The organism is Streptomyces sp. NPDC001920 (assembly GCF_053594495.1).
Window position 1 is genome coordinate 1 of record NZ_JBSFEP010000036.1, and the last position, 25,007, is coordinate 25,007.

23 protein-coding genes are annotated in these 25,007 nt (G+C 69.8%); 13 read left to right on the plus strand and 10 right to left on the minus strand.

The genetic code is table 11. From position 1 onward, the window contains the following. The 5 genes from ACWCPI_RS37885 to ACWCPI_RS37905 form a co-directional block, all read right to left on the minus strand. Positions 1 to 416: ATP-binding cassette domain-containing protein (locus ACWCPI_RS37885; protein WP_451042509.1), on the minus strand; the 416-nt coding region annotated here is incomplete at its 3' end. Positions 417 to 442: 26 nt separating this feature from the next. Continuing rightward, positions 443 to 1,477, minus strand: a complete 1,035-nt coding sequence (locus tag ACWCPI_RS37890) for an ABC transporter ATP-binding protein (protein ID WP_388802197.1) — start codon at positions 1,475 to 1,477, stop codon at positions 443 to 445. A gap of 49 nt (positions 1,478 to 1,526) precedes the next feature. Continuing rightward, entirely contained in the window at positions 1,527 to 2,507 is a 981-nt protein-coding gene (locus tag ACWCPI_RS37895) for an ABC transporter permease (RefSeq protein ID WP_451042510.1), read from the minus strand. A 105-nt stretch (positions 2,508 to 2,612) separates the two neighbouring features. Further along, positions 2,613 to 4,373 (minus strand): ABC transporter substrate-binding protein, encoded by a 1,761-nt coding sequence (locus ACWCPI_RS37900; protein WP_451042511.1) that lies wholly within the window; start codon positions 4,371 to 4,373, stop codon positions 2,613 to 2,615. An 80-nt stretch (positions 4,374 to 4,453) separates the two neighbouring features. After that, positions 4,454 to 5,482, minus strand: a complete 1,029-nt coding sequence (locus ACWCPI_RS37905) for an ABC transporter permease (RefSeq protein WP_451042512.1) — start codon at positions 5,480 to 5,482, stop codon at positions 4,454 to 4,456. A 495-nt stretch (positions 5,483 to 5,977) separates the two neighbouring features. Here ACWCPI_RS37905 and ACWCPI_RS37910 point away from each other — a divergent pair, with 495 nt between their 5' ends. From ACWCPI_RS37910 to ACWCPI_RS37930, 5 genes are read left to right on the plus strand one after another with little or no spacing between them, the layout of a single operon-like run. After that, on the plus strand, positions 5,978 to 7,603 hold the full coding sequence (locus tag ACWCPI_RS37910) for a peptide ABC transporter substrate-binding protein (protein WP_451042513.1): 1,626 nt from the start codon (positions 5,978 to 5,980) through the stop codon (positions 7,601 to 7,603). 7 nt (positions 7,604 to 7,610) lie between these two features. Continuing rightward, positions 7,611 to 8,534: an ABC transporter permease gene (locus tag ACWCPI_RS37915; RefSeq protein WP_451042514.1), complete on the plus strand. Its 924-nt coding sequence runs from the start codon at positions 7,611 to 7,613 to the stop codon at positions 8,532 to 8,534. Then, positions 8,527 to 9,528, plus strand: a complete 1,002-nt coding sequence (locus ACWCPI_RS37920; RefSeq protein WP_451042515.1) for an ABC transporter permease — start codon at positions 8,527 to 8,529, stop codon at positions 9,526 to 9,528. Before ACWCPI_RS37915 ends, ACWCPI_RS37920 begins: the two co-directional genes overlap by 8 nt. A 9-nt stretch (positions 9,529 to 9,537) precedes the next feature. After that, a complete protein-coding gene (locus ACWCPI_RS37925; protein ID WP_451042516.1) occupies positions 9,538 to 10,521 on the plus strand; it encodes an ABC transporter ATP-binding protein in 984 nt (327 codons plus the stop codon). Further along, entirely contained in the window at positions 10,514 to 11,551 is a 1,038-nt protein-coding gene (locus ACWCPI_RS37930; RefSeq protein ID WP_451042517.1) for an ABC transporter ATP-binding protein, read from the plus strand. Before ACWCPI_RS37925 ends, ACWCPI_RS37930 begins: the two co-directional genes overlap by 8 nt. Positions 11,552 to 11,768: 217 nt before the next feature. Here ACWCPI_RS37930 and ACWCPI_RS37935 read toward each other — a convergent pair whose 3' ends face one another. Continuing rightward, positions 11,769 to 13,886 (minus strand): prolyl oligopeptidase family serine peptidase, encoded by a 2,118-nt coding sequence (locus ACWCPI_RS37935; RefSeq protein WP_451042518.1) that lies wholly within the window; start codon positions 13,884 to 13,886, stop codon positions 11,769 to 11,771. 176 nt (positions 13,887 to 14,062) lie between these two features. On the opposite strand from ACWCPI_RS37935, the gene ACWCPI_RS37940 reads away from it, so the two are divergent. Beyond that, complete coding sequence (locus ACWCPI_RS37940) at positions 14,063 to 14,257, plus strand: hypothetical protein (RefSeq protein ID WP_019755516.1); 195 nt, start codon at positions 14,063 to 14,065, stop codon at positions 14,255 to 14,257. Between the two features lie 142 nt (positions 14,258 to 14,399). On the opposite strand, the gene ACWCPI_RS37945 is transcribed toward ACWCPI_RS37940, so the two are convergent. Together ACWCPI_RS37945 and ACWCPI_RS37950 are read right to left on the minus strand one after the other, a co-directional pair. Beyond that, on the minus strand, positions 14,400 to 14,597 hold the full coding sequence (locus ACWCPI_RS37945; RefSeq protein WP_451042519.1) for a DUF397 domain-containing protein: 198 nt from the start codon (positions 14,595 to 14,597) through the stop codon (positions 14,400 to 14,402). Then, entirely contained in the window at positions 14,594 to 15,469 is an 876-nt protein-coding gene (locus ACWCPI_RS37950; protein ID WP_451042520.1) for a helix-turn-helix domain-containing protein, read from the minus strand. Before ACWCPI_RS37950 ends, ACWCPI_RS37945 begins: the two co-directional genes overlap by 4 nt. A gap of 157 nt (positions 15,470 to 15,626) precedes the next feature. Here ACWCPI_RS37950 and ACWCPI_RS37955 point away from each other — a divergent pair, with 157 nt between their 5' ends. From ACWCPI_RS37955 to ACWCPI_RS37975, 5 genes are all read left to right on the plus strand, one after another. Next, positions 15,627 to 16,118, plus strand: coding sequence for an ATP-binding protein (locus tag ACWCPI_RS37955; RefSeq protein ID WP_451042521.1), 492 nt, complete (start codon positions 15,627 to 15,629; stop codon positions 16,116 to 16,118). 198 nt (positions 16,119 to 16,316) lie between these two features. Further along, positions 16,317 to 17,201, plus strand: a complete 885-nt coding sequence (locus ACWCPI_RS37960) for a helix-turn-helix domain-containing protein (RefSeq protein WP_451042522.1) — start codon at positions 16,317 to 16,319, stop codon at positions 17,199 to 17,201. Positions 17,202 to 17,337: 136 nt separating this feature from the next. Then, positions 17,338 to 18,201 (plus strand): N-acetyl-1-D-myo-inositol-2-amino-2-deoxy-alpha-D-glucopyranoside deacetylase, encoded by an 864-nt coding sequence (gene mshB / locus ACWCPI_RS37965; RefSeq protein WP_451042523.1) that lies wholly within the window; start codon positions 17,338 to 17,340, stop codon positions 18,199 to 18,201. Further along, the gene (locus ACWCPI_RS37970) at positions 18,198 to 18,599 is read left to right on the plus strand and encodes a DUF6113 family protein (RefSeq protein WP_451042524.1); all 402 of its coding nucleotides are present in this window, start codon (positions 18,198 to 18,200) and stop codon (positions 18,597 to 18,599) included. Before mshB ends, ACWCPI_RS37970 begins: the two co-directional genes overlap by 4 nt. A 156-nt stretch (positions 18,600 to 18,755) precedes the next feature. Further along, on the plus strand, positions 18,756 to 21,224 hold the full coding sequence (locus ACWCPI_RS37975; RefSeq protein WP_451042525.1) for a hypothetical protein: 2,469 nt from the start codon (positions 18,756 to 18,758) through the stop codon (positions 21,222 to 21,224). 142 nt (positions 21,225 to 21,366) lie between these two features. On the opposite strand, the gene ACWCPI_RS37980 is transcribed toward ACWCPI_RS37975, so the two are convergent. Both ACWCPI_RS37980 and ACWCPI_RS37985 read right to left on the minus strand, forming a co-directional pair. Further along, positions 21,367 to 22,218: a transglutaminase family protein gene (locus ACWCPI_RS37980; protein ID WP_451042526.1), complete on the minus strand. Its 852-nt coding sequence runs from the start codon at positions 22,216 to 22,218 to the stop codon at positions 21,367 to 21,369. A 52-nt stretch (positions 22,219 to 22,270) separates the two neighbouring features. Continuing rightward, positions 22,271 to 23,305 carry a GNAT family N-acetyltransferase gene (locus ACWCPI_RS37985; RefSeq protein ID WP_451042527.1) on the minus strand — a complete coding sequence of 345 codons (1,035 nt, stop codon included), beginning with the start codon at positions 23,303 to 23,305 and terminating at the stop codon, positions 22,271 to 22,273. Between the two features lie 140 nt (positions 23,306 to 23,445). On the opposite strand from ACWCPI_RS37985, the gene fdxA reads away from it, so the two are divergent. Further along, a complete protein-coding gene (gene fdxA, locus ACWCPI_RS37990; protein ID WP_003998156.1) occupies positions 23,446 to 23,766 on the plus strand; it encodes a ferredoxin in 321 nt (106 codons plus the stop codon). Positions 23,767 to 23,884: 118 nt separating this feature from the next. Further along, positions 23,885 to 24,979 carry a bifunctional succinyldiaminopimelate transaminase/glutamate-prephenate aminotransferase gene (locus ACWCPI_RS37995; protein ID WP_451042528.1) on the plus strand — a complete coding sequence of 365 codons (1,095 nt, stop codon included), beginning with the start codon at positions 23,885 to 23,887 and terminating at the stop codon, positions 24,977 to 24,979. Positions 24,980 to 25,007: the final 28 nt, after the last annotated feature.

Here is a 25,007-nt window from a genome sequence, read left to right on the forward strand (position 1 = left end):
CGGACCCGCTTCTCGCGGCCGCCGGCCGGGTTGATGTCGTTGATCTCCATCGGCCCGGAGATGATCTTGCCCACCGTCTGCCGCGGGTTCAGCGAGGCGTACGGGTCCTGGAAGATCATCTGGATCTCGGACCGGATCGGCGCCAGCTGCTTGCGGCCCGCGTGCGTGATGTCCTGGCCGCGGTAGGAGATCTTGCCGCCGGTCGGCTCCAGGAGCCGGGTGATCAGCCGGCCCGTCGTCGACTTGCCGCAGCCCGACTCGCCCACCAGACCGAGGGACTCGCCCTCGGCGACCTGGAAGTCGAGGCCGTCCACGGCCTTGACGGCGCCGACGGTGCGCTTGATCGGGAAGCCGCCCTTGATCGGGAAGTGCTTGGTCAGACCGCTGACGTCCAGGAGCGGTTGCGCGTTGCTCATGATGGTGATGTCCCGTCTCGTGTACGTCAGTGCCGCGAGGCGGCGAAGTCGGCGAAGAGATCCCCCCGCTGCTCCGCGGGGAGGTGGCAGGCGGAGCCCCGGCCGTCCACCACGTCCAGCAGCGGCCGTTCCGTGGAGCACAGTCCGCCCGGGACCTTGTCCACGAAGGCGCACCGCGGGTGGAAGCGGCACCCGGAGGGCGGGTTGAGCAGCGAGGGCGGCGAGCCCGGGATCGGGGTCAGCGGCACGTCGACCGATCCCTCGAGGCTCGGCATGGAGCTCAACAGCCCCACTGTGTAAGGGTGCTGGGGGTCGCTCAGCACTTCCTTCTTGGTGCCCCGCTCCACGCACCGGCCGCCGTACATCACCAGCACGTCGTCCGCGATGTCGGCGATGACGCCGAGGTCGTGCGTGATGAAGATGATCGCCGTGCCGAACTCCTGCTGGAGCTCCTTGAGCAGGTCCAGGATCTGGGCCTGCACTGTCACGTCCAGGGCGGTGGTCGGCTCGTCGGCGATCAGCAGCTCGGGGTCGCAGACCAGCGCCATCGCGATCATCGCGCGCTGACGCATACCGCCGGAGAACTGGTGCGGGTAGTCGTCGACCCGCACGTCCGGCTGGGGGATCCCGACCCGCTTCAGCATCTCGATCGCCCGCGCCCGGGCCTCCTTCTTGGAGGCACCGGTGTGCTTGCGGTACGTCTCGCTGATCTGCGTGCCGATCGTGTGGTACGGCGACAGCGAGGCCAGCGCGTCCTGGAAGATCATGGCCATCTTGTTGCCGCGCAGCCGCTCCAGCTCCTTCTCGGTGGCGGTGAGCAGCTCCTTGCCGTCCAGCAGGATCTCTCCGTCGATCGCGGTGCGGTCGCGGTCGTGGAGGCCGAGGATCGTCAGGTTGGTGACGGACTTGCCGGAGCCCGACTCACCCACGATGCCGAGCGTCTGCCCCTTGGCGAGGTCGAAGGTGAGCCCGTCGACGGCCTTGACGATGCCGTCCTCGGTGGAGAAGTGGACTTTCAGGTCCCTGACGGAGAGGAAGGGCTGCTGATCGGTGCTCGTCACGGGGACGCTCCTGGGGGGTGATGCGAGGGGTCGGGAGTGGGGGCGGAGGTCAGGCGAGCCGGATCCGCGGGTCGATGAGGGCGTAGACGGCGTCCACGATGATGTTGAAGAACACGATCGCGCCGGCCGCCAGCAGGGTCACACCCAGCAGCATCGGAAGGTCGCTCTGGTCCACGGACTTCACCGCGAGCCGGCCGATGCCGGGAAGGCTGAAGGTCGACTCGGTGATGATGGCACCGCCGACCAGGGTGCCGAGGTCGATGCCGAACACCGTGACGATGGGACCCATCGCGCCCCGCCAGGCGAACCGGAAGAACACGTTCGAGCGGGACAGGCCCTTGGCCCGTGCCGTGCGGACGTAGTCCTCGCTCAACTGCTCGACGAGCTGCGAGCGGGTCATGCGGGTGTAGTTGGCGGTGAAGATGATCGCGAGGACCAACCAGGGCAGCAGGAGCCCCGAGAACCAGGCGACCGGATTCTCGGTGAGCGGAGTCCACTGCGGCTGGTCGAGCCACCCCAGCTGCGCCACGAAGAAGAACATGGCGATGTAACCGACGAAGTAGATCTGCAGCGAGGAGCCGAGCAGCGAGGCCGAGCTGGCGAACTTGTCCAGGAACCGGCCCTGCTTGAGGGCCGCGAGCATGCCCGCGCCGATTCCGAGGATCAGGAAGACGACGGCAGCGCCGAACGCGAGCGAGAGGGTCGTCGGCAGACGGTCCATGATCGTGCCGTAGACGGGCTCGTTGTTGGCGAAGGAGTAGCCGAGGCAAGGCGCGTTGCAGTAGCCGTAACCGGCGTAGTCCCGTCCGGCGAAGATGCCCACGAGCCACGCCCAGTACTGCGCCGGGATCGGCTTGTCGATGCCCAGGTTCTTCCGGATCTGCTCAAGGTTCTCAGGCGTGCAGTTCTTGCCGCAGGACATCATGGCGGGGTCACGCGGCACGGCGTAGAAGAGCCAGAAGGTGATGGCGCTGATGATCAACAGGATGACCAGCGCGCCGGTGACTCGGCGGACAAGGAAGCGGAACATGAGGCGTGACTTTCCGGACGGGGCGCCGTCGCCGGGAGGGAAGTAGAGGGGGGTGGGCCGCAGGGGCGGCCATACGGGATGGCCGCCCCAAGGGATGTCGCTCGGTTACTTCTTGGCGTAGAGCTTGTTGAGCGCGACGCAGGTGTTGGCGCTGTCCCAGATGACGTTGCCGACCTTGGAGCCGTAGATGTAGTTACGGATCTTGTGGTAGTCCGGAACGACCGCGGCCTGCTCGTTGATCATCTTGTCGATGTTGCCCCAGGCCTTGTTGGCCTCCTCCACGTCCGCGATCCGGGAGGCGGCGTCGATGGCCTTGTTGATGCTCGGGTCGTTCAGCTGCGCGTAGTTGCTGCGGCCGTCGCCGATGTTCTTGCCGCTCCAGCAGGGGTAGAAGACGGAGTAGCCGTTCGGCCAGTCCGGGCTCCAGCCGGCACCGAACAGGTCGAAGTCGTTGTCGATCTTGCCGATCTGCGTGTAGAACGTCGACTTGTCGACCTGCTTGGTGACGACCTCGAAGCCGGCCGCCTCCAGCGCGTTCTTGACGGCGACGGCGGTCTTCACCTGGGTGTCCGACTGCTGGAAGGCGATGACGAGCTTGTACCCGAGCTTGCCGGCCTCCTTCAGCAGGGCCTTCGCCTTCGCGGGGTTGCCGCCCGGCTTCTTGTCCACGCCGTACAGGTCGAACTTGGAGTAGCCGGGCGTCACGGGGGCGAGGATCGTGGTGGCGACCTCGGTGGTGGCCTTGCCGCCGGAGATGGTCTGGATCTGCTGGTGCGGCCAGGCGTAGTTGATGGCCTGTCGGACCTTGAGGTCCTTGACACGGGTCATGTTGATCGGCCAGTAGTAGGTGGCCGTGTCGACCGCGGTGAGGACGCGCTTCTTCAGCTCCGGGTTGGTGAGCACCTGGGCGACGCGCTCCGGGGCGACCTCGTTGAAGATCGGCACCGCGTACTGGTCGTTGCCCTTGTCCGCGATCCAGCGGTCGGTCGACGCCACCAGCTCGTAGCCGAACTGGAAGACGTACTTGTCCGGGTAGGCGTTGCGGATCGGGTCCGTCTTCGGGTCCCAGTGCTCGTTGCGCACGAAGGTCATCGACTTGCCGATCTGGCGGTCCCCGATCTTGTACGGGCCGCAGGAGAACGGACGCTTGTCGTACTTCTCCTTGGTGTCCTTCTTCTTCGAGACCAGGGAGTAACCACGCATCGCGAGCGTGTAGTTGAAGTCGGTGCGGGGCTCGTTGAGGCGGAAGGTGACGGTCTTGCCGTCGATCTCGATGGAGTCGAGGCTCTTGCCGTCGAACGGGCCCTTGTACTTCTCGCCGCCCTCCAGCCAGTTCTGGACGTAGCGCGGACCCTCGGTGATGAAGGTGGCGAAGAGGCGCTCGAAGGTGTGGCGGACGTCGTCCATGGAGACGTCGGAGCCGTCCTCCCACTTCAGGCCGTCCTTCAGGGTGAAGGACCAGGTCTTGCCGCCGTCCTTCATGGTGCCGGCGTCGGTCGCGGCGTCGCCGACCAGGGTGGCGCCGCCCTTGTCGTCCAGCTTGTAGCCGGTCAGACCGCGCATGATCGGCACGGTGATGGCGCCCTCGGTGGAGACGTAGATCTGCGCCGGGTCCATGTGGTCCATGTCGAACTGCTGGAGCGAGTAGATCGTTCCGCCCGTGGCGGCGCCCTTGACCTCGGCGGCCGGACCGACCGAGTCGGCCTTGGTGCCGACCGGGATCGCGATGGTCTTGGAGCCGCTGACCTTGGGGGCGTCGTTCTGCCCGGAGCCGCCCTCGTTGCCGCTGCTGCAGGCGCTGAGCACCGAGGTCGACGCCGCGGCGACGCCGGTGGCGATGAGGAAGTTTCTACGGGAGAAGGACATGGCTTCCTGCCTTGAAGTGGGAGTGATGAGACAGATCCGGCACCCCGGCGCCTTCGCCGTGGTCCTGAAGTGGGCCGGAGCTAGCGCTTGGACTTCGGGTCGAGAGCGTCACGTACCGAGTCGCCGAGCAGGTTGAACGCGAGGACGAAGATCACCATGGACATGCCCGGGAAGAGCATGAAGGTGATGTCCTCGGTGTAGAACATCGCGCCCCGCTGGATCATGACGCCCCAGTCGGGAGTCGGGTCGATCATGCCGACCCCGAGGAAGGCGAGACCCGCCTCAGCGGTGACGAACGCCGGGAGCATCAGCGTGGACTGGATGATGATCGGCGTCCACAGGTTGGGCAGCAGCTCCTTGAAGACGATACGCCGCGGTGACGCACCCGTGACCTTGGCCGCCTCGACGAACTCCCGCTCGCGCAGGCCGAGTACCTGGCCGCGCAGCAGTCGGGCGATGGACGCCCAGCCGAAGGCGGAGAGCACGATGATGAGGCCGGTGGCTCGCAGCCAGGTCGGGATCTCGTCGTCGGCGGCGACGAAGAGTCCGTACACGACCGGCATGAAGGCGATGAAGAAGAGCGTGGACGGGAACGACAGGAGGATGTCGATGATCCGGCCCACGAGGTAGTCCGTCTTGCCGCCGAGATAGCCCGCGGTGACACCGATGACCACACCGAGGAACACGGTGAGCAGGGTGGCGGCCAGGGCGATGCCCAGCGAGGTGCGGATGGCGTAGAGCAGGAAGGTGAAGACGTCACGCCCGAGCTGAGGCTCGATACCGAACCAGAACTCCGAGCTGATGCCGCCGTTCGGACCCGCCGGGTACGAGAAGGCGTTGAGCAGCTCAGGCCGCTCGCTCGCGTATGTGGTGTACGGGTCCTTGCCGTACAGCTTCGCGATGAGCGGAGCGGCGAGCGCGATCACGAAGAAGAAGATCACGATGTACGCCGATATGACGCCCGTGCGGTCCCGCTTGAAGCGGTTCCACGCCAGCCGTCCAGGCGAGCGGCTCTCGTTGCCCTTAGGGGTGGAGGGCGAAGGCGACTTGTCGATGCTTTCGTCAGTCGCCTCAAGCGGGGCAGCCGCGGATGGAGTTGGGGGGGTCATGGTGCTCCTGGCCCAAGGGAGGGTCTGATGACTCCGCAGGGCACGCTCCCCTACGGGCTACGCCGGACTTTTTCAACGCAATTCATTCAAGGTCAATAAATTCTCGGCCGACTTGGTTGTCTCTTTACGTTCTTTACCCTGTCTTGACCATTCCGTAGCTACGCGGGTAGCGCAACGTGATCGAGTCGTGCCTTGACTCGGACCAACTGGACTAATCCGGCAACAGGTTCGATATGCGGACGCTCCTGTGTCGAAATGTGTACATCGCGGGGTCGAAACAAAACGGTTCCGCATCGGATCCTGAAGATCCATTGCGTCGCCTGCGGAAGATCCACCGACCCGGCCGGGAGGCGTGTGGGGAGAAGTCCGTTTCGTCGCTCCAACGGCTTCGTGTGCCCTGACGGCACGTTGCTCCATTGGCCGGAGCTGATGTGCGCTATGTGCCTTTTGACTCGATATTGGCCCGTAAGGGATCAGTACCGGAGGAGGCACTCGATGCGGTCAGTCACACATGCCCGGTGGGCCGCCTGCGCGGTGGTCGTCGCACTCGCGACAGCGGCCTGCGGGAGCGGGGCCGGCAGCGGCGGTGACAGCGGCGCGGTGCTCACCTCCTCGTGGACGGATCCGCAGAACCCGCTGGAGCCGGCCAACACCAACGAGGTGCAGGGCGGCAAGGTGCTCTCCATGATCTTCCGGGGGCTGAAGCAGTACGACCCGAAGACGGGCGAGGCCGAGGACATGCTCGCCGAGCGGATCGAGACCACCGACTCGCAGAACTTCACCGTCACCGTCAAGGACGGCTGGACCTTCAGCAACGGCGAGAAGGTCACCGCCAGGTCGTTCGTGGACGCCTGGAACTACGGGGCGAGCCTGAGGAACAACCAGAAGAACGCGTACTTCTTCAGCTACATCGAGGGCTACGACCGGGTCCACCCGGAGAAGGGCGAGCAGACGGCCTCCACGATGTCCGGGCTGAAGGTGGTCGACGAGCGGACCTTCACCGTCAGGCTCAGCCAGAAGTTCTCCAGCTTCCCCGACACCCTCGGCTACAACGCCTTCGTCCCGCTGCCACGCGCCTTCTACGAGGACCACGACGCCTGGCTGGCCAAGCCCGTCGGCAACGGTCCCTACACCGTGGAGTCGTACACCAAGGGCTCCGAGATGCGCCTGACGAAGTGGGACGCCTACCCGGGCGACGACGCGGCCCGCAACGGCGGCGTCACCCTCAAGGTCTACACCGACAACAACACGGCCTACACCGACCTGATGGCCGGCAACCTCGACCTCGTCGACGACGTACCGGCCCAGCAGCTGAAGAACGTCAGGGCCGACCTCGGCGACCGCTACCTCAACACCCCGGCCGGCATCATCCAGACCCTGTCCTTCCCCCACTACGACAAGGAATGGAACAAGGCCGGCTCGGTCAAGGTCCGCAAGGGGCTGTCCCGCGCGATCGACCGCGAGCAGATCACCGACACCATCTTCCACAGGACCCGCACCCCCGCCACCGACTGGACCTCACCCGTCCTCGGCAAGGAGGGCGGCTACAAGGAGGGGCTGTGCGGTGAGTGGTGCCAGTACGACGCGGCCGCCGCGAAGAAGCTGATCGAGGAGGGCGGCGGGCTGCCCGGCGGCCAGGTGAAGATCACGTACAACGCCGACACCGGCTCCCACAAGCTGTGGGTGGACGCCGTCTGCAACTCCATCAACAACGCCCTGGACGACGACCGGGCCTGCGTCGGCAACCCCATCGGCACCTTCGCCGACTTCAGGAGCAAGAGCACGACCCAGAAGCTCTCCGGTCCCTTCCGGGCCGGCTGGCAGATGGACTACCCCCTGCCCCAGAACTTCCTCCAGCCGCTCTACTACACCAACGCCTCCTCCAACGACGGCAAGTGGTCGAGCGAGGAGTTCGACCGGCTCGTCGACGAGGCGAACGCCGAAACGGACCCGGCGAAGGCCGTGGAGATGTTCCAGAAGGCCGAGGAGGTCGTCCGGGACAACATGGCGTCCATCCCGCTCTGGTACCAGAACGGCAGCGCGGGCTGGTCCGAGCGCCTGTCGAACGTGGCCCTCAACCCGTTCAGCGTGCCCGTCTACAACGAGATCAAGGTCGGCTGAGCCCGCCATGGGGCGGTACGTCGTGCGGCGCCTGCTGCAGATGGTCCCGGTGTTCATCGGGTCCACGCTGCTGATCTTCCTCATGGTGAACGTGATGGGCGACCCCATCGCGGGCCTGTGCGGCGACCGGCAGTGCGACCCGGCGACGGCCGCCCAGCTCAAGCGGGAGTTCGGCCTCGACAAGCCCGTGTGGCAGCAGTACCTGACCTACATGGGGAACGTCTTCACCGGAGACTTCGGTACGGCGTTCAACGGCCAGGAAGTCACCGAGCTGATGTCGACGGCCTTCCCGGTCACCTTCCGCCTCACGATCGTCGCCGTCCTCTTCGAGGTCGTCATCGGCATCACGCTGGGCGTCCTCACCGGCCTGCGCCGCGGCCGCCCGGTCGACACCGGGGTCCTGCTGCTGACCCTCGTCGTCATCTCCGTCCCCACCTTCGTCACCGGGCTGCTGCTCCAGCTGCTGCTCGGCGTCGAGTGGGGATGGATCAGGCCGTCCGTCTCCCCGGCCGCCCCCTTCGGCGAGCTGATCCTGCCGGGCCTGGTCCTCGCCTCGGTCTCCCTCGCCTACGTCACCCGGCTGACCCGCACCTCCGTCGCGGAGAACCGGCGCTCCGACTACGTCCGTACGGCCGTCGCGAAGGGGCTGCCCCGACGCCGGGTCGTCACCCGGCACCTCCTGCGCAACTCCCTCATCCCGGTCGTCACCTTCATCGGAGCCGACATCGGCTTCCTCATGGGCGGCGCGATCGTCACGGAGCGGATCTTCAACATCCATGGCGTCGGCTACCAGCTCTACCAGGGCATCCTGCGCCAGAACACACAGACGGTCGTCGGCTTCGTGACGGTCCTCGTCCTCGTCTTCCTCCTCTGCAACCTGGTCGTCGACCTCCTCTACGCCGTACTGGACCCGAGGATCCGCTATGCCTGAGCAGCCGTTGTCACCCGAGGGCGCGATCGCCTCAAGCGGTATCGCAGGTGCCGTGGACCTGACCTCCGGCGAGGCGCGGACGCCCGAGCGGACGCACCCCGCCGGCCCGGCGGGGCAGGACCCGGCCGCCGCGCCGGCCGACGCGGGCCGGCCCCGCAGCCTCTGGTCGGACGCCTGGCGCGATCTGCGACGCAACCCCGTCTTCATCGTCTCGGGCCTGATCATCCTCTTCCTGGTGGTCATCTCGCTGTGGCCCTCGGCGATCGCCTCCGGCAGCCCCCTCAAGTGCGACCTCGCCAAGGCCCAGCAGGGCTCCTCGCCCGGTCACCCCTTCGGCTACGACGGCCAGGGCTGCGACGTCTACACGCGCACCGTCTACGGCGCCCGTACGTCCGTCGTGGTCGGCGTCTGTGCCACGCTGGGGGTGGCGGTCCTCGGCTCGGTGCTGGGCGCGCTCGCCGGGTTCTTCGGCGGGGTGGCGGACTCGCTGCTCTCCCGTGTCACCGACGTCTTCTTCGCCATCCCGGTGATCCTCGGCGGCCTGGTGCTGCTCTCGGTGGTGACCAGCAACAGCGTCTGGCCGGTCATCGGCTTCATCGTGCTGCTCGGCTGGCCCCAGATCTCCCGTATCGCCCGCGGCGCGGTCATCACCGCCAAGGAGAACGACTACGTGCAGGCCGCCCGCGCCCTGGGCGCGTCCAACTCCCGCATCCTGCTCCGCCACATCGCGCCCAACGCCGTCGCTCCGGTGATCGTGGTCGCGACCATCGCGCTCGGCACCTACATCGCCCTGGAGGCGACCCTGTCGTATCTGGGCGTCGGCCTGAAACCCCCGAGCGTCTCCTGGGGCATCGACATCTCCGCGGCCTCCCCGTACATCCGCAACGCCCCCCACGCCCTCCTCTGGCCCTCCGGCGCCCTCGCCGTCACGGTCCTGGCCTTCATCATGCTCGGCGACGCGGTCCGCGACGCCCTGGACCCGAAGCTGAGGTGAACCCGCGTCATGCTGCTGGAAGTTCGCGACCTTCAGGTGGAGTTCCGGACCCGGGACGGCGTCGCCCGAGCCGTGAACGGGGTCGACTACGGCGTGGACGCGGGCGAGACCCTCGCCGTGCTGGGCGAGTCCGGGTCCGGGAAGTCGGTGACCGCGCAGGCGGTGATGGGGATCCTCGACATGCCTCCGGGGCGCATCACGGGCGGCGAGATCCTCTTCGAGGGGCGGGACCTGCTGAAGCTGAAAGAGGAGGAGCGGCGCAAGGTCCGCGGCGCCGAGATGGCGATGATCTTCCAGGACGCCCTGTCGTCGCTGAACCCCGTACTGACCGTCGGGGACCAGCTCGGCGAGATGTTCGTCGTGCACCGGGGGATGTCGAGGAAGGACGCCCGGGCCAAGGCCGTCGAGCTGATGGACCGGGTGCGTATCCCGGCCGCCGGGGAGCGCGTCAAGCAGTACCCCCACCAGTTCTCCGGCGGCATGCGCCAGCGCATCATGATCGCGATGGCGCTCGCCCTCGAACCCAAGCTCGTCATCGCCGACGAGCCCACCACCGCCCTCGACGTCACCGTCCAGGCCCAGGTGATGGACCTGCTCGCCGAGTTGCAGCGCGAGTACCGCATGGGGCTCGTCCTCATCACCCACGACCTCGGCGTGGTCGCCGACGTGGCCGACCGGATCGCCGTCATGTACGCGGGCCGGATCGTGGAGTCGGCGCCGGTCCACGACATCTACAAGGCGCCCGCCCACCCGTACACCCGTGGCCTGCTGGACTCCATCCCGCGCCTGGACCTCAAGGGCCGGGAGCTCTACGCCATCAAGGGCCTGCCCCCCAACCTCATGGACATCCCGGGGGGTTGCGCCTTTCACCCCCGCTGCCCCATGGCCCAGGACGTGTGCCGTACCGACGTTCCACCCTCGTACGACGTCACCGAGTCGGGCGCGGACCGGACGAGTGCCTGCCACTTCTGGAGGGAGTGCCTGAATGGCTGAGCCGATTCTGGAGGTCAGCGGGCTCGTCAAGCACTACCCGCTCACCCAGGGCATCCTCTTCAAGAAGCAGGTCGGCTCGGTGAAGGCGGTCGACGGCGTCGACTTCACCCTGCACCGCGGCGAGACCCTGGGCATCGTCGGCGAGTCCGGCTGCGGCAAGTCGACGGTCGCCAAGATGCTGGTCAACCTGGAACGCCCGACGGCCGGTTCGATCACGTACAAGGGCGAGGACATCACCAGGCTGTCCGGCCGCGCCCTGAAGGCCGTACGCCGCAACATCCAGATGGTCTTCCAGGACCCGTACACCTCCCTCAACCCCCGGATGACGGTGGGCGACATCATCGGGGAGCCGTACGACATCCACCCCGAGGTCGCCCCGAAGGGCGACCGGCGCCGCAGGGTGCGGGACCTGCTGGACGTGGTCGGTCTGAACCCCGAGTTCATCAACCGCTACCCGCACCAGTTCTCCGGCGGCCAGCGCCAGCGCATCGGCATCGCCCGCGGCCTCGCCCTGCGCCCCGAGGTGATCGTCGCCGACGAACCGGTCTCCGCGCTCGACGTCTCCGTCCAGGCCCAGGTCATCAACCTGATGGACCGCCTGCAGAGCGAGTTCGACCTGTCGTACGTCTTCATCGCCCACGACCTGTCGATCGTCCGGCACATCTCCGACCGGGTCGCTGTGATGTACCTCGGCCGGATCGTGGAGACCGGCAGGGACACCGAGATCTACGACCACCCGACGCATCCCTACACCCAGGCCCTGCTCTCCGCGGTGCCCGTACCCGACCCGGAGGCCCGCGAGCTGCGCGAGCGCATCATCCTCGCGGGCGACGTCCCGTCCCCGACGAACGTCCCCTCCGGCTGCCGCTTCCGCACTCGCTGCTGGAAGGCCCGGGACCGCTGCGCCCAGGAGGTACCGGAGCTCGCGCCGCCGCCTCACCTGTGGGGGACGGGAGGGCCCGAGGCACACCCCTCCGCCTGTCACTTCGCGGAGGAGAAGTCGGTGGTTCCGGCGGAGGTGGAGTCATGACCGACGCCGGACGGCCGGCACCGGACGGCCGACGGCGGACGGCCGGCAGCCGACTTCCGAGACCCGATAGCCGTACAAACACCCACGAACTGCGTTAACACGCAGGCAACTTCGCCGACCCGATCCCGATATACGGACGCGTCAGGCTGAACAGCGTACGGCCGTGCGGGTGCCGTAAGCGGACCGGGGCGCGTCATGCACCCCGGTCCGCTGCTGTTCAGGCCGTTCCCAGCGACCGCTTGAGAAAGTCCACCTGGAGCAGCAGCAGGTTCTCCGCGACCTGCTCCTGCGGGGTCATGTGCGTCACCCCGGACAGCGGCAGCACCTCGTGCGGGCGGCCGGCGGCCAGCAGCGCCGAGGACAGGCGCAGGGCGTGGGCGACCACCACGTTGTCGTCGGCGAGGCCGTGCACGATCATCAGCGGACGGTGCGGTTCGGCGGGGGAGGAGAGGCCCTCGTCGGTCACCAGCGAGCTCTTCGCGTACGCCTCCTGCTGTGCGGCCGGGTCGCCCAGGTACCGCTCCGTGTAGTGCGTGTCGTAGAGACGCCAGTCCGTCACCGGGGCCCCCGCGATGGCCGCGTGGAAGACGTCCGGCCGGCGCAGCACCGCCAGTCCTGCCAGCCAGCCGCCGTACGACCAGCCGCGGATCGCCACCCGGGACAGGTCGAGCGGGTGGGACCCGGCGAGGTCCTGCAGGGCGTCGATCTGGTCGTCGAGGGAGACGGTGAGGTCGCCGTGGACCGCCTTCTCCCAGGCGGGTGAACGCCCGGGTGTACCGCGCCCGTCCGCGACGACCACCGCGAACCCCTGGTCGGCGAACCACTGCGAGGTGAGGTACGCGTTGTGCGCGGCGACCACCCGGGAGGCGTGCGGACCTCCGTACGGATCCAGCAAAACCGGAAGTGGGGCATCCCCTTGGTGGTTCCGAGGCAACAGCACGGCGCACGGGATGCGGCGTGCGCCCCCCTCGGTGAGCGTCACGCGCGGGGGCAAACCGGGATCTTCGGCATGGGACCGGACCGTCGCCGTCTGCTTCCCGTCCCGGTACACCCGCACCCGAGCCCCGGGGCGATCGAGCGTGTGGGACACCAGTACCGTCACGCCCCCGGCGCGTACCGCCGTGTGCACGCCGGGCTCCTGCGACACACGCTCCACGCCCAGCTCGTTCACCCGGTAGACGTGCACTTCACCGGTCCCGGGATCGGCCGCGGCCTGGCCCGCGGACGCCGAGACCAGCACATCGTCGTCGGAGACGTCCAGTACCGCCCGGACGTGCAGCTGTGGCCCGGTCAACGGCCGCTCGCCCACCGTGAGCACGCGAGCGCCACCCTCGTCCGCGATGCGCACGAGGTACCCGGAAGGGCTCCAGCAGGGCACGCCAGGGAAAAGTTCCAGCCATTGTGGATCTTCGTCCGCGTGCACCATCCGGGTCGCCCCGGTCGCCGTGTCCACGGCCAGGAAGAGCTGGCTGCGCTGGTCGCGCGCTTGTACGAGCAGCAGTGGCGCACCCGCCGCTGACCAGTGCACTCGCGCCAGATACGGATAGCGCGCCCGGTCCCAGGAAACCTCCGTGCGCACCCCGTCCAGGCCGATCACGAACAGCCGTACGTCCGCGTTGGCGGTCCCCGCCGCCGGGTACGCCACCCGCTGCGGCTCCCGCTCCGGACGCGTCGGATCGGCGATCCACCACCGGTTCACCGGCGTGTCGTCCACGCGCGCCACCAGCAGCAGGTCCGACTCCGGACCCCACCAGAAGCCACGGTGGCGCCCCATCTCCTCGGCGGCGATGAACTCCGCCTGGCCGTAGGTGACGCCGTCCGACTCCGGCTCGGCGAGCGCGCGGTCGCCCTCACCTTCGGCTCCCACCACCCGCAGGGCGCCCTGGGCGACGTACGCGATGTGCCGTCCGTCGGGGGAGGGGCGCGGGTCGATCACCGGCCCTGGGACGACGAGTTCACGTGCCGTGCCGGCCCGCAGCTCGGCTGTGAAAAGCCGCCCTGACAAGGCAAAAGACGCCAACTCCACGGCGCTGTCGGTGGCGTGGGCGACGATGCCGGCGCCGGACTCACGGCTGCGCTCGCGCCGTGCCCGCTCCTCGGGCGGGAGGTCCTCCGAGGCACCGCCCAGGAGGGCGCGAGGGTCGGCCGCCACGCGCTCCCCGCCGTCCACCGTGTCGAGCACCCACAGGGCGTTCGCCGGGTCCGTGCCGGAGGAGGAGCGCAGGAACGCGACTCGGGAACCGTCGGGCGCCACCGCGAACGCGCGCGGCGCGCCGAGCGTGAACCTCTGGGTGCGGGCGTGCCGTCGGGGGAAGGAGACAGGCTCGGTCGTCATGCCCCGACCATATTGGCCAGTGCGCCCCCTTGTGCGGCTGTGCGCCGATCGATGCGCACCGACGGATAGTTATGATCACAAGCGCATAGTGGGTATGAACCTGCTGGCTGCTGCATGGATTTATCTGCCCCCATAGTCCGACCCCCCGCGCCTGGGATTCTTGGAGGTGAGCCGCCGTGGCACTCTCGATTTCGGCGGTGGTGCTGCTGGCGATCATCGTCTTCCTGCTGATCAAGAAATCAGGGCTGAAAGCCGGGCATGCGGTGGTCTGCATGCTGCTCGGCTTCTACCTGGCGTCCTCGACCGTCGCGCCCACCATCAGTGAGCTGACGACGAACATCGCGGGCATGATCGGCAGCATCAAGTTCTGAGCCACGCCGACCCGTGGGTTCCGGACCGTAGCCGGCCGGAGCCCGCCCCGGCCGACCTGTTCCACTCCTGCGCGACACTTCGGGCGGCCGCTCGTTGGGCGGCGAGGTCGAGGTTCCGGAGGCGGAGGGCGAGTAGCCGCTGTCAGTCTTCGGCCGCGAAGGGCACGAAGGCTGACCAGGCCTCCGGCGTCAGGGCGAGCTGGGGGCCTGCGGTGTGCTTGGAATCGCGGACGTGGATGGTGGCGGGGGTGTTGGCGACCTCGACACAGTCGTTCGGGTTGCTGCTGTCGCTGTAGCTGCTCTTGAACCACACCAGCTCGGTAGAGGCCTCGCGAATCATGTGTCTCCCACCAGTTGCTCGATGAAGGCCAGTGACTCCCGTGCGGTCAGAGCCTCGGCCCGGATGATGCCATAGCGCAGTTCGAGGACCCGCAGCTGCCTCGGGTCGTGGACGGGACGGCCGTTGAACTCGTCGTCCATACGGCCAACTGCTGTGCCATCCCCGAACTTCAGCACTTGGATCCGGCCGCCTGTCCCAGGATGATCCCAGCGGTCCATCGGCATCACCTGAATGTCGACGTTCCGCAACTGCGCTACATCCAGCAGGTGTTCGAGTTGCCTGCGCCACACCATCTTGCCCCCGACCGGCCGTCGCAGCGTCGTCTCTTCCAGGACGAAGCTGAGTTCAGGGGCTGGCGCGCGATCGTAGATCGCCTTCCGGGCCATGCGTGCCGCCACGGCCTGCTCCAACTGGTCTTCTGGGGCCACGGGACGCCTGGTCATCAGCAGGGACCTTGCGTGCTCCTCTGTCTGAAGCAGTCCATGGAGGTTGTGGTTGCCGTAGGACAGCAACTCGACAGCCTTCGCCTCCATCTCCGCCAGGTCCCGCACCTTCTTCGGATACCGAACCCTCTTCACGTCCTCCTTCATCGCCGAGAGCAGCCCACCAGCCCCCAGCACCTCGTCCGCCATGTCCAGATACTCAGGCCGAGGAATCCGCTTCCCGGCCTCGATCTTGTACACCATGTCCTCGCCGTACCCCACCGCCTCCCCGAACGCGGCGGCCCGCATCCCCACCGCTTCCCGCCGCAGCTTCAGCTGCCGCCCCACGGTCGCGACCACGGCGACACCCCAGTCGTCGTCCGGGTCCACCTCCCAACCCGGCTCATCGGACTCGCTCTTGAGCCGCCTGACCTCACCGTCCACCGACATCTCCGTGCCCCTCCGTCGTACGGCCGTACCGACCCGCTCCGTACCCGCACACCCCGCCCCGACAAGCCCGGACACCACCGGACAAGCACCGGACAGTCACCGTACGCAACGGCATCGTCACTGTTCACGGTAGGCGCACGCCACCACGCTGAGTGATGTGAATCAAGAAACCGCCGCCCCCGAGACCCCACTCGAAGCGTGCAGCCCCAACTTCAGCGTGCAGTTGTCGCCCACCCCACGTGGAGCCCGCCTCGCCCGCCTGCTCGCCACCGAACAACTCCGCTTCTGGGGGCTCCCCTTGGACCCGGCGGCGCACATCGTGGCCGAACTCGCGGCGAACGCCGCCACGCACAGCCGTGTCCCCGGTCGGGACTTCCGGCTCACCCTCTACGTCGTCGGCGGCACCCTGCGCATCGAGGTCACCGACACTCGGGGCGACCGTCTCCCACGGCTGCAACGCCCCGCCCCCTGCTCCGAATCCGGCCGAGGTCTCGTCCTCGTCGACGCGCTCGCCGACCGCTGGGGCACCGCCCCCGGACCGTATCCCCGCAAGACGGTGTGGGCCGAGTGCGAAGTAGGCACGCCACCGAGACCCGACCGCTCGTGCTCCGGTGCGAGGGGCGGTCTTTCCCAAGGACCACGACGGTGAAAGAACCCGACCAAGCCCCACCCCTCCCGCCCGCGGCGCAAACTCACCCACCTGGGTGAACATCGCCAACTCAACTGGATTCGCAGCCCCTTGCCGGACATACGCTCAGCGCAACACAACCGCAGACATGCGACGGCCCCCGCCGGGACGGCAATCCCAGTGCGAGGGCCTGACCACCGAGGAAGTAGGAGCTTCCCGATGGATACGCAGAACCCTAGCGCGCCCTCGTGCGCCGAGTCCGGCCCTGCCGCCAACAAACACCCGAACCGGCGGCCTCACAGCAGCGGCGGTGGCCTCACCCACGACAACACCCGCCACACCACCCGCTTCACGGTGATCGGCAACCACCTCACCCAGCACCCGGAGCTGTCCCTCCTCGCGATCGGTCTGGCCTGCCACATCCAGTCGCTGCCCAAGGGCGCCCGCGTCGACATCAAAACCCTCACCGCCCGCTTCCCCGAGGGCGCCACCCGCATCGCCGCCGCCCTGCGCGAACTGGAGACCCACGGCTACCTGCGCCGCGAACGCACCCGCATCCCCGGCGGCCGTATCGTCACCCGCACCGTCTCCTGCAATCAGCCAGGAAACCGGCGTCACACCCACGACGGGCCGCCCGCCCGGCACCCACACCCGACGCCGACGAAGAAGCGGGCCCCCCGCAAGAAGCCCCTCCCCGCCGTCCCCCAGCCCGCCCACCCCGCCCCCGCCCTTCTCCAGCAGGCCACCGACCTGCTCTCCGACCTCCGCCGCCACGACCCGCACCTGCTCCTCTCCGCCTGCGACACCGCCCACCTCGCTCCCGGCGTCGCCGCCTGGCTCGAACGCGACGTCAGCCCCGCCGCCGTACGCCACGCCCTCACCGCGGACCTGCCGCCCGAAGGACCACGACGACCCGCCGCCCTTCTGGCCCACCGCCTCACCGCGCAGCTGCCTGCCCCACCACCGTTCCGCGCCCCGACCCCGGCCCCGCCACCGCGCGTCCGGCACCCACTCCAGAACTGCGACGGCTGCGACCGCGCCTTCCGCTCACCCACCCCCGGACACTGCCGTGACTGCCACACTCCCCTTGCCGCTGCCGCCTGAGCCCGTTCCGCCCTGTTCCCCGCGCGCCGGCCGGACACTCTGGCCGGGGCACCCTCCGGAGGACACCATGTGACGGATACGTTCGAGAGGCGGCGGCCGGACGGGGCGGGAGACAGCGGCCTCGTAGGCTGGGCCCATGACGGAACACCCCGCCCGGCGTCTGCTCCTGGTGCACGCGCACCCGGACGACGAGTCGATCAACAACGGCGCGACCATGGCCAAGTACGCGGCCGAGGGCGCCCAGGTGACCCTGGTGACCTGCACCCTCGGCGAGCACGGCGAGGTCATCCCTCCCGAGCTGCGCCATCTGACCGGCGCCGAGCTGGGCGAACACCGCCTGGGTGAGCTCACCGCCGCGATGCGCGAGCTCGGTGTCGAGGACTTCCGTCTCCTCGGCGGCCGGGGCCGTTACGAGGACTCGGGGATGATGGGCATCGCCGACAACGACGACCCCGCCTGCCTGTGGCAGGCCGACGTCGACGAGGCGGCCCGGGCGCTGGTCGAGGTGATCCTGGAGGTGCGTCCCCAGGTCCTGGTCACCTACGACCCGGACGGCGGCTACGGCCACCCCGACCACATCCAGGCCCACCGCATCGCCATGCGCGCGGCCGAACTCGCCGACGACGCGGGCTGGCGCATCCCCAAGATCTACTGGAACCGCGTCCCGCGGACCGTCGCCGAGGATGCCTTCGCCCGGCTTCAGGCGGATCTGCCCGGACTGCCGTTCGGCAAGGCCGCCACCGTCGACGACGTCCCCGGCGTCGTCGACGACGAGCGTGTCACCACCGTCGTCGACGGCACCGCCCACGCCGCCGCCAAGGCGGCCGCGATGCGCGCGCACGCCACCCAGATCGACGTGGCCGACCTGTACTTCGCGCTCTCCAACGAACTCGCGCAACCCCTCTTCACCACCGAGTACTACCAATTGGTACGCGGGGAGCCGGCGGCGCGACCCGAGTCCGACCTGTTCGCCGGTGTCGTCGTCGAGGAGGCGTCATGAGCTCGATGCTCGCCCAGCCGCTGAAGCGGCCCTCCGGTCTGCGGGTCCTCGCCTGCCTCGGACTCTTCGTGCTCGGCGCCGTGGTCGGAGTGGCCGGTGCGCTCGTGCAGCCGGCGCTGTTCCCGGGCGGCCTGCTGCTCGCGCTGGCGGGCGAGGCCGGGCTCTGCCTGGGCGGTGGCCGGCTGGTGGGCAGCCGGGCCGGGGCCGTCGCGCCCGCCGGGGGCTGGATGCTCGCCGTCATCCTGCTCACCGCGAGCCGCCCCGAAGGCGACTTCGTCTTCGGCACGAGCGCCTCCTCCTATCTCTTCCTGCTCGGAGGTATGGCCGTCGCTGTGATCTGCGCCACCCTCGCTCCGGTGCGGCAACCGGACGGCGGCGACGTCCGACTTGCCAAGTGACGTACCACTTCTCCACCAAGCGCTCGTGCGAGTCCGGTGTGGGTTTCCCCAGCGGTCGTGGGATACGGGACAGAGGTGGCCAGTATGGTGGTGCGCGCCGCCGAGCCGCCCGAAGCAGTGAGGTACGGGCGGCGGAGCCAACCGGGAGAACCTGCCTTGAGTCGTGAAACTGACACTCCGTCCTCCGGGCCCAACGGGCGCGGCGGAGCCGCATACCCCTCGGGCACGCCGCCGTACGGGACCCCCATGGCTTCCGACAGCGGTGCGGACGCGGGCCGTTCGGCCACGCAGCCGGAGGAACGCAAGACCGAGACCACGCTGACGACCCGGATCCGGATCAACATCCCCGGATCGCGGCCGATTCCGCCGGTCGTGGTGCGCAAGCCCGTCGCCGAAGCCGACAGCTCCGCGGCGAGCACGGACACCGAGGCGCCGGCCCCGACCGCCGCGACCTCCACGTCCACGGGCACCGTCGAGACCCCGGGCGAACCGGCGGCGCCGCAGACGGAGGAGAAGACCAGCGACTGGTTCGCGCCGCGCAAGTCCTCGCCGGGCAAGGCCGGTCAGAGCGGCGCCCCGTCCAACGGCGCAGGTCAGTCCGGCGGTTCGGGACCCGGTGCGGGTGGTGCCGGCGGCGCGGCTGCCGGGGCCCCCGGTGCCGGCGCGCCCGGCGGTGCGCGCCCGGGCGCGGGTACCGCGCGGCCCGGTGGTGTCGTCGGCTCGATGAGCATGCCGGGCGGCTCCCGCCCCGGCGGCGCGAAGGGCGCGGGGCTCCCCGGCGCGACCGGCGGTCCCGTGGCTCCGGGGCACGGCGGCGGGACCGGTTCCTTCGACGTGACCGAGGCGCTGGCGGCGGGCCCGCTGGGCAACGGCGACGGTGAGGGCTCCCGTCCCGGCGGTGAGGCACGCCGCGACGACCTGCCGTACTTCTCGGAGAACGGCGGCGGCCAGGGCGGTCAGAACGGCCCGGGCGGCTACGGCGCCCAGGGCGCACCGGGCGGCTACGACCCGTCCGCCGACTTCAACGCCCCGAACGGCTTCGACGGTTCCGCCGACTTCAACGGCCCCGGCGACTTCGGCGGCCCGAACGGCCGCAGTGGTCAGGGCCCCACCGGTCCGACCACCGGCCCGGTCACCGGCGACGGCCCGGCGATTCCGCCGGTCACCGGTGGCACGCAGGGCGGGCTGCGCGGGCCCGGCGGCCCGGGTGGCCCCGGCGGCCCGGGTGGCCCCGGCGGCCCGGGTGGCCCCGGCGGCCCGGGTGGTCCTGGTGGCCCCGGCATTTCCGCCGGTCCTGGCTCCGGTATCTCCACCGGCCCGAGCCGGCCCGGCGCTCCCGGCACCGGCCCGGCCGGCCCCAAGGGCCCGAGCGGCCCCGCCGGCCCGGGCGTCCCCGGCGCCTCCCCGCACTCCGCGGGCCGCGGCCCCGCCGGCGGACTGAGCGACGACACCGCGATCCTCACCCCGCAGAAGCCGGCCCCCGAGCCCGGCACCCCGCACTACGGGGGCGTGGCCGACAACGTCTCCGGCCACACCGTCACCAGCGGCATCCCCGTCGTCCCGCCGGGCGCCCAGAGCGGTCCCTTCGGCCCGGGCGGCCCCGACGGACCGGCGCCGCACACGCCCCCGAAGCTGCCCGAACCGGCTTCGTCGGACGCCTCGGCCTCCCGGGCGCCGAAGAAGAAGGGCCGCAACAAGCTCGCCCTGGTCGGCGGCGGCGTGATCGTCCTCGCCGGTGGCCTGTACGGCGCCGGCCTGCTGATGAACCACTCCGACGTGCCCAAGGGCACCACCGTGCTCGGCGTGGACATCGGCGGCGGCACCCGTGACGACGCGGTCAAGAAGCTCAACGACGCCTTCGACGAGCAGGTGGGCAAGCCGCTGAAGCTGTCGGTGGGCGGCAGGACCGTCAGCCTGGAGCCGGACAAGGCCGGCCTGCAGTTCGACATGCAGCAGACGGTCGGCGCGGCCGCGACCAGCGACTACAACCCCATCTCGGTCATCGGCTCCCTCTTCGGCAACCACCGGGTCGTCGACCCGGTCATGCCCACCGACGAGGAGAAGCTGCACGCCGCCCTGGAGGACGCCTCCGGCGGCTCCGGCTCGGTGACCGAGGGCACGATCAAGTTCCAGGCCGGCAAGGCCGTGGCCGTCTACGGCAAGGCGGGCAAGGGCATCGACGTCGCCCAGTCCACCGCGGCGGTCGAGCAGGCATTCCGCACCCAGGTCGAGACCGGTGCGTCCGACCCGGTGACCGTCCCGACGACCACACAGCAGCCGACGGTCTCGAAGGCCGAGGTCGACCGGATGATGAAGGAGTTCGCGGAGCCCGCGATGTCCGCTCCCGTGACGGTTCAGGCGCAGGGGGCGAGCCCCGTCCTCATGAGCCCGGAGAAGTCCCTGTGGAAGTTCCTCCGGGTCAAGGCCGTCAACGGCAAGCTCGTCGACTCCCCCGACCTGGCCGCCCTGAAGCAGCTCTACGGCGGTGCCTTCGACGGCGTGCTCATCACCCGGGGCAACGGCAAGAAGACCGCGGTCACGCCGGAGGACGTCTACGTCGCCCTGCGTGAGGCCCTGAGGAGCAAGAGCGACCGTACGGCGGTCATCGAGACGAACCCCGGCTAGCGGATCTCCGCAGGGCGACGAGAGGGGGCACCCGGTTCACGCCGGGTGCCCCCTCTCGACGTACGACCGCGTGCGGGACGACCCGCCCGCGCGGGAGTCGACCCGCTGACGCACCGCGAGTGCCGGGCAAGGCAGGGCGAGCTCAGTTCAGCAGCGCGCGAGCCGCCCGGGCCTGCTCCCGCACCCGTTCCGCGGCCCCCTCGTCCACCGCGCCGACCAGCTCCGCGTACTCCTCCAACTCCGCGGCCCCCTCGACGAACTCACCCCGCTGTACGAGCAGCTGCGCCCGCTCGAACCGCAGCCGCGCCGGATGCGAGGGCAGCAGCAGCGACAACTCCACCGCCCACAGCGCCACATCCGTCCGCTCCGGCCGCGTGGCCGCCCACGCCCGGACGTTGTTCAGGATCCGCAGCACCACGTCCAGGGGATCGGCCGGCGCCAGCATCGACGGCTCCAGCGCCGCCCCCGTGGCCCCCGCCACCAGCACCTGCGCATCGCTCCCCGTCAGCACCCGGCCCCCGTCGAACGGATCGGCCAAGACCTGGTCCTCGGCCGGGCCGAACCCCACGACGAAGTGACCGGGCAGCGCGACCCCGTACACCGGGGCCCCCGCCCGCCGCGCCACCTCCATCCACAGCACCGACAGCAAAATGGGCAGCCCCCGCCGCCGTACCACCACGTGGTGCAGCAGCGACGATTCGAGCCGCTGATAGTCCGCGGCCGAGCCGCGATACCCGTACCGCTCCCCGAGCAGGTCCCGCAGTGCGACCGCCCACGCCCGCGGCCCACCGGGCCGGAACGGCAGCTGTCCCGCCAGTCCGTCCAGCTCCACCTGCACCGCGTCCATCCCCACCTCGTCCAGCTCCCCGTCCGCCTCGGCTCCCACCAGCAGACACAGCAGGGACAGGTCGGGCCGCTCGGACCGCGCCTCCTCGGCGAACCGCCTGCGCAGCTCGGCGGAACGCTCGGGCGGTGGGGGGTAGGGGGGACGCATAGCTGGCTCGTGCCCTTTCACGGCGATCGGTACCGCTGGAGACGGCGATTGCTCACGGTGATCGATAGTGGTGATAGGCGTGGTGTGCGGTGAACCCCATCCCGGCGTAAAGGCCCCGCGCGCCCACGTTGTCCGTCTCGACCTGCAGCCACGCCGCCGACGCCCCCTCGTCCAGGGCCCGCCCGGCCAGCGCCGCCATGACCAGGGTGGCCAGCCCCCGCCGCCGCAGCGCGGGGTCGACCTCCACGGCGGCGAACCCGGCCCACCGGCCGTCCACCACACACCGCCCGATCGCCGCGGGGGCACCACCGCCCTCACCGGCGACCGTCGCGAACCACACCGACGGCCCTGCCCGGCGGGCTTCACCCGGGCGGGCGGGCCCCCCTCCCAGCACCTGCAGAGCCACCTCGCTCACCCCCTTGCGCCGGTAACGCGCAAGCCAGGCCTCGTCCGCCTCCCGGGACAGCACCACCCGGGACACCTCGGCCGGCTCGCCCAGGTCGGCGATCGGCGCCAGCGCCCCGATCCACATCTCGGCGGTCACCTCCCGCACCCACCCCAGCCGCTCCAGCTCCGCGCACAGCAGCTCCTGCGTGCCCTCGGCCCCGGTCGCGGTCTGGACGTATGCGGGAAGCCCACGCTCGCCGTACCAGCGCCGTACGGCGTCGAGCGCGGCCGGCAGCGGCATGCCGGGGTCGCCGAGCGGCAGCACCGAGTTGGCCCGCCGGGTGAACCCGGACGCGGCCCGCAGCTCCCACTCGCCGAGCCGTTCGCTCTCCACCGGCTGCCACGCGCGCGCGGCGACATGCGCGAGTTCCTGGTACGAGGCGGCAGGGCCGCGCCGACGGGCCGGCGCGGCGGGCACGACCTTGCCCGCCACCACAGAGGATTCCGGGATACGGACGGTCTCCCCACTCTTCCGTGTGATCAGCAGCACACCGTCGTTCCATGATGCGAGAACACCCACCGTGTCGGTGAACTTCTCACCCTCGGCCGAAGGATTGTCCAGGCGGCGTACAGAGACCCGTTTGCCCACGTCAGCAGCGGTGATACGGACCTCGAAGCGCCCCGTCGCTGAGATTTCCACAGGTCAGTTCACCCCTCCTGTTCGGATCATGCCCAAGAACGGAGATACTAGGGGCGGGCATCGACGACGCCGCGCTCCCGCGCGCCAGGCGGCGGAGCCTGTGGAGGCCCGCCAGCGCCCTATCGAGGAGGAACGACAGCGTGACCTACGTCATCGCGCAGCCTTGTGTCGACGTCAAGGACAAGGCGTGCATCGAGGAGTGCCCGGTCGACTGCATCTACGAGGGCTCCAGGTCCTTGTACATCCACCCGGACGAATGCGTCGACTGCGGAGCCTGTGAGCCGGTCTGCCCGGTCGAGGCGATCTTCTACGAGGACGACGTGCCGGAGGAGTGGAAGGACTACTACAAGGCGAACGTCGAGTTCTTCGACGAGCTCGGCTCGCCCGGTGGCGCCAGCAAGCTGGGTCTGATCGAGCGGGACCACCCGTTCGTCGCAGCGCTGCCGCCGCAGGCCGAGTAACCCCCGTCGGCGACCCGCACAGCGTGCCGCCTCGGTCCCGTACGGCCTGATCGCCCTGTCGCCGTACGGGACCGAGGCGTTGCCGTGTCCGGCAGTACCAGAAAGTGAGCCCGATCCCGTGTCCGCAGTCTCCGACCGCCTCCCGACCTTCCCCTGGGACAAGCTGGAGCCGTACAAGAAGACGGCCGCCGCACACGCGGAGGGCATCGTCGACCTGTCGGTCGGCACGCCGGTCGACCCCGTACCCGAGCTGATCCAGAAGGCCCTGATCGACGCGGCGGACTCGCCGGGTTATCCGACCGTCTGGGGCACCCCCGCACTGCGGGACGCGATCACGGGCTGGGTGGAGCGCCGCCTGGGGGCCCGCGAGGTCACCCACCGGCACGTCCTGCCCATCGTCGGCTCGAAGGAACTGGTCGCCTGGCTCCCCACCCAGCTGGGTCTCGGCCCCGGCGACAAGGTGGCCCACCCGCGGCTCGCCTACCCGACGTACGAGGTGGGTGCCCGCCTGGCCCGCGCCGACCACGAGGTCTACGACGACCCGACCGAGCTGGACCCCGTGGGTCTGAAGCTGCTCTGGCTGAACTCGCCGTCCAACCCCACCGGCAAGGTGCTGTCGAAGGCGGAGCTGACGCGGATCGTGGCGTGGGCCCGCTCGCACGGCGTCCTGCTCTTCTCCGACGAGTGCTACCTGGAGCTGGGCTGGGAGGCCGACCCCGTCTCGGTCCTGCACCCGGACGTGAACGGCGGCTCGTACGAGGGCATCGTCGCGGTCCACTCCCTGTCGAAGCGCTCGAACCTGGCGGGCTACCGTGCCGCCTTCCTGGCCGGCGACCCGGCCGTCCTGGCACCGCTGCTGGAGATCCGCAAGCACGGCGGCATGATGACGTCGGCGCCGACCCAGGCGGCGGTGATCGCTGCCCTCGGCGACGACGAGCACGTCCGCGTCCAGCGTGACCGCTACGCGGCCCGCCGCGCGGCCCTGCGCGAGGCCCTGGAGTCCCACGGCTTCCGCATCGAGCACAGCGAGGCCAGCCTCTACCTCTGGGCCACGAGGGACGAGTCCTGCTGGACGACGGTCGCCCACCTGGCGGAGCTGGGCATCCTGGTGGCCCCGGGCGACTTCTACGGCGAGGCGGGCGCCCGGCATGTGCGGGTGGCCTTCACCGCGACCGACGAGCGGGTCAGGGCAGCGGTACAGCGCCTGAGGTAGACCGGTCGACTCGCCCGCGAGAGGGCAC

Excerpts from the sequence above, each read along its gene's own strand:
- ACWCPI_RS37895 (WP_451042510.1), bottom strand. The coding sequence starts at position 2,507 with ATGTTCCGCTTCCTTGTCCGCCGAGTCACCGGCGCGCTGGTCATCCTG.
- ACWCPI_RS37900 (WP_451042511.1), bottom strand. The coding sequence starts at position 4,373 with ATGTCCTTCTCCCGTAGAAACTTCCTCATCGCCACCGGCGTCGCCGCG.
- ACWCPI_RS37905 (WP_451042512.1), bottom strand. The coding sequence starts at position 5,482 with ATGACCCCCCCAACTCCATCCGCGGCTGCCCCGCTTGAGGCGACTGAC.
- ACWCPI_RS37910 (WP_451042513.1), top strand. The coding sequence starts at position 5,978 with ATGCGGTCAGTCACACATGCCCGGTGGGCCGCCTGCGCGGTGGTCGTC.
- ACWCPI_RS37915 (WP_451042514.1), top strand. The coding sequence starts at position 7,611 with ATGGGGCGGTACGTCGTGCGGCGCCTGCTGCAGATGGTCCCGGTGTTC.
- ACWCPI_RS37920 (WP_451042515.1), top strand. The coding sequence starts at position 8,527 with ATGCCTGAGCAGCCGTTGTCACCCGAGGGCGCGATCGCCTCAAGCGGT.
- ACWCPI_RS37925 (WP_451042516.1), top strand. The coding sequence starts at position 9,538 with ATGCTGCTGGAAGTTCGCGACCTTCAGGTGGAGTTCCGGACCCGGGAC.
- ACWCPI_RS37930 (WP_451042517.1), top strand. The coding sequence starts at position 10,514 with ATGGCTGAGCCGATTCTGGAGGTCAGCGGGCTCGTCAAGCACTACCCG.
- ACWCPI_RS37935 (WP_451042518.1), bottom strand. The coding sequence starts at position 13,886 with ATGACGACCGAGCCTGTCTCCTTCCCCCGACGGCACGCCCGCACCCAG.
- ACWCPI_RS37945 (WP_451042519.1), bottom strand. The coding sequence starts at position 14,597 with ATGATTCGCGAGGCCTCTACCGAGCTGGTGTGGTTCAAGAGCAGCTAC.
- ACWCPI_RS37950 (WP_451042520.1), bottom strand. The coding sequence starts at position 15,469 with ATGTCGGTGGACGGTGAGGTCAGGCGGCTCAAGAGCGAGTCCGATGAG.
- ACWCPI_RS37960 (WP_451042522.1), top strand. The coding sequence starts at position 16,317 with ATGGATACGCAGAACCCTAGCGCGCCCTCGTGCGCCGAGTCCGGCCCT.
- mshB (WP_451042523.1), top strand. The coding sequence starts at position 17,338 with ATGACGGAACACCCCGCCCGGCGTCTGCTCCTGGTGCACGCGCACCCG.
- ACWCPI_RS37970 (WP_451042524.1), top strand. The coding sequence starts at position 18,198 with ATGAGCTCGATGCTCGCCCAGCCGCTGAAGCGGCCCTCCGGTCTGCGG.
- ACWCPI_RS37980 (WP_451042526.1), bottom strand. The coding sequence starts at position 22,218 with ATGCGTCCCCCCTACCCCCCACCGCCCGAGCGTTCCGCCGAGCTGCGC.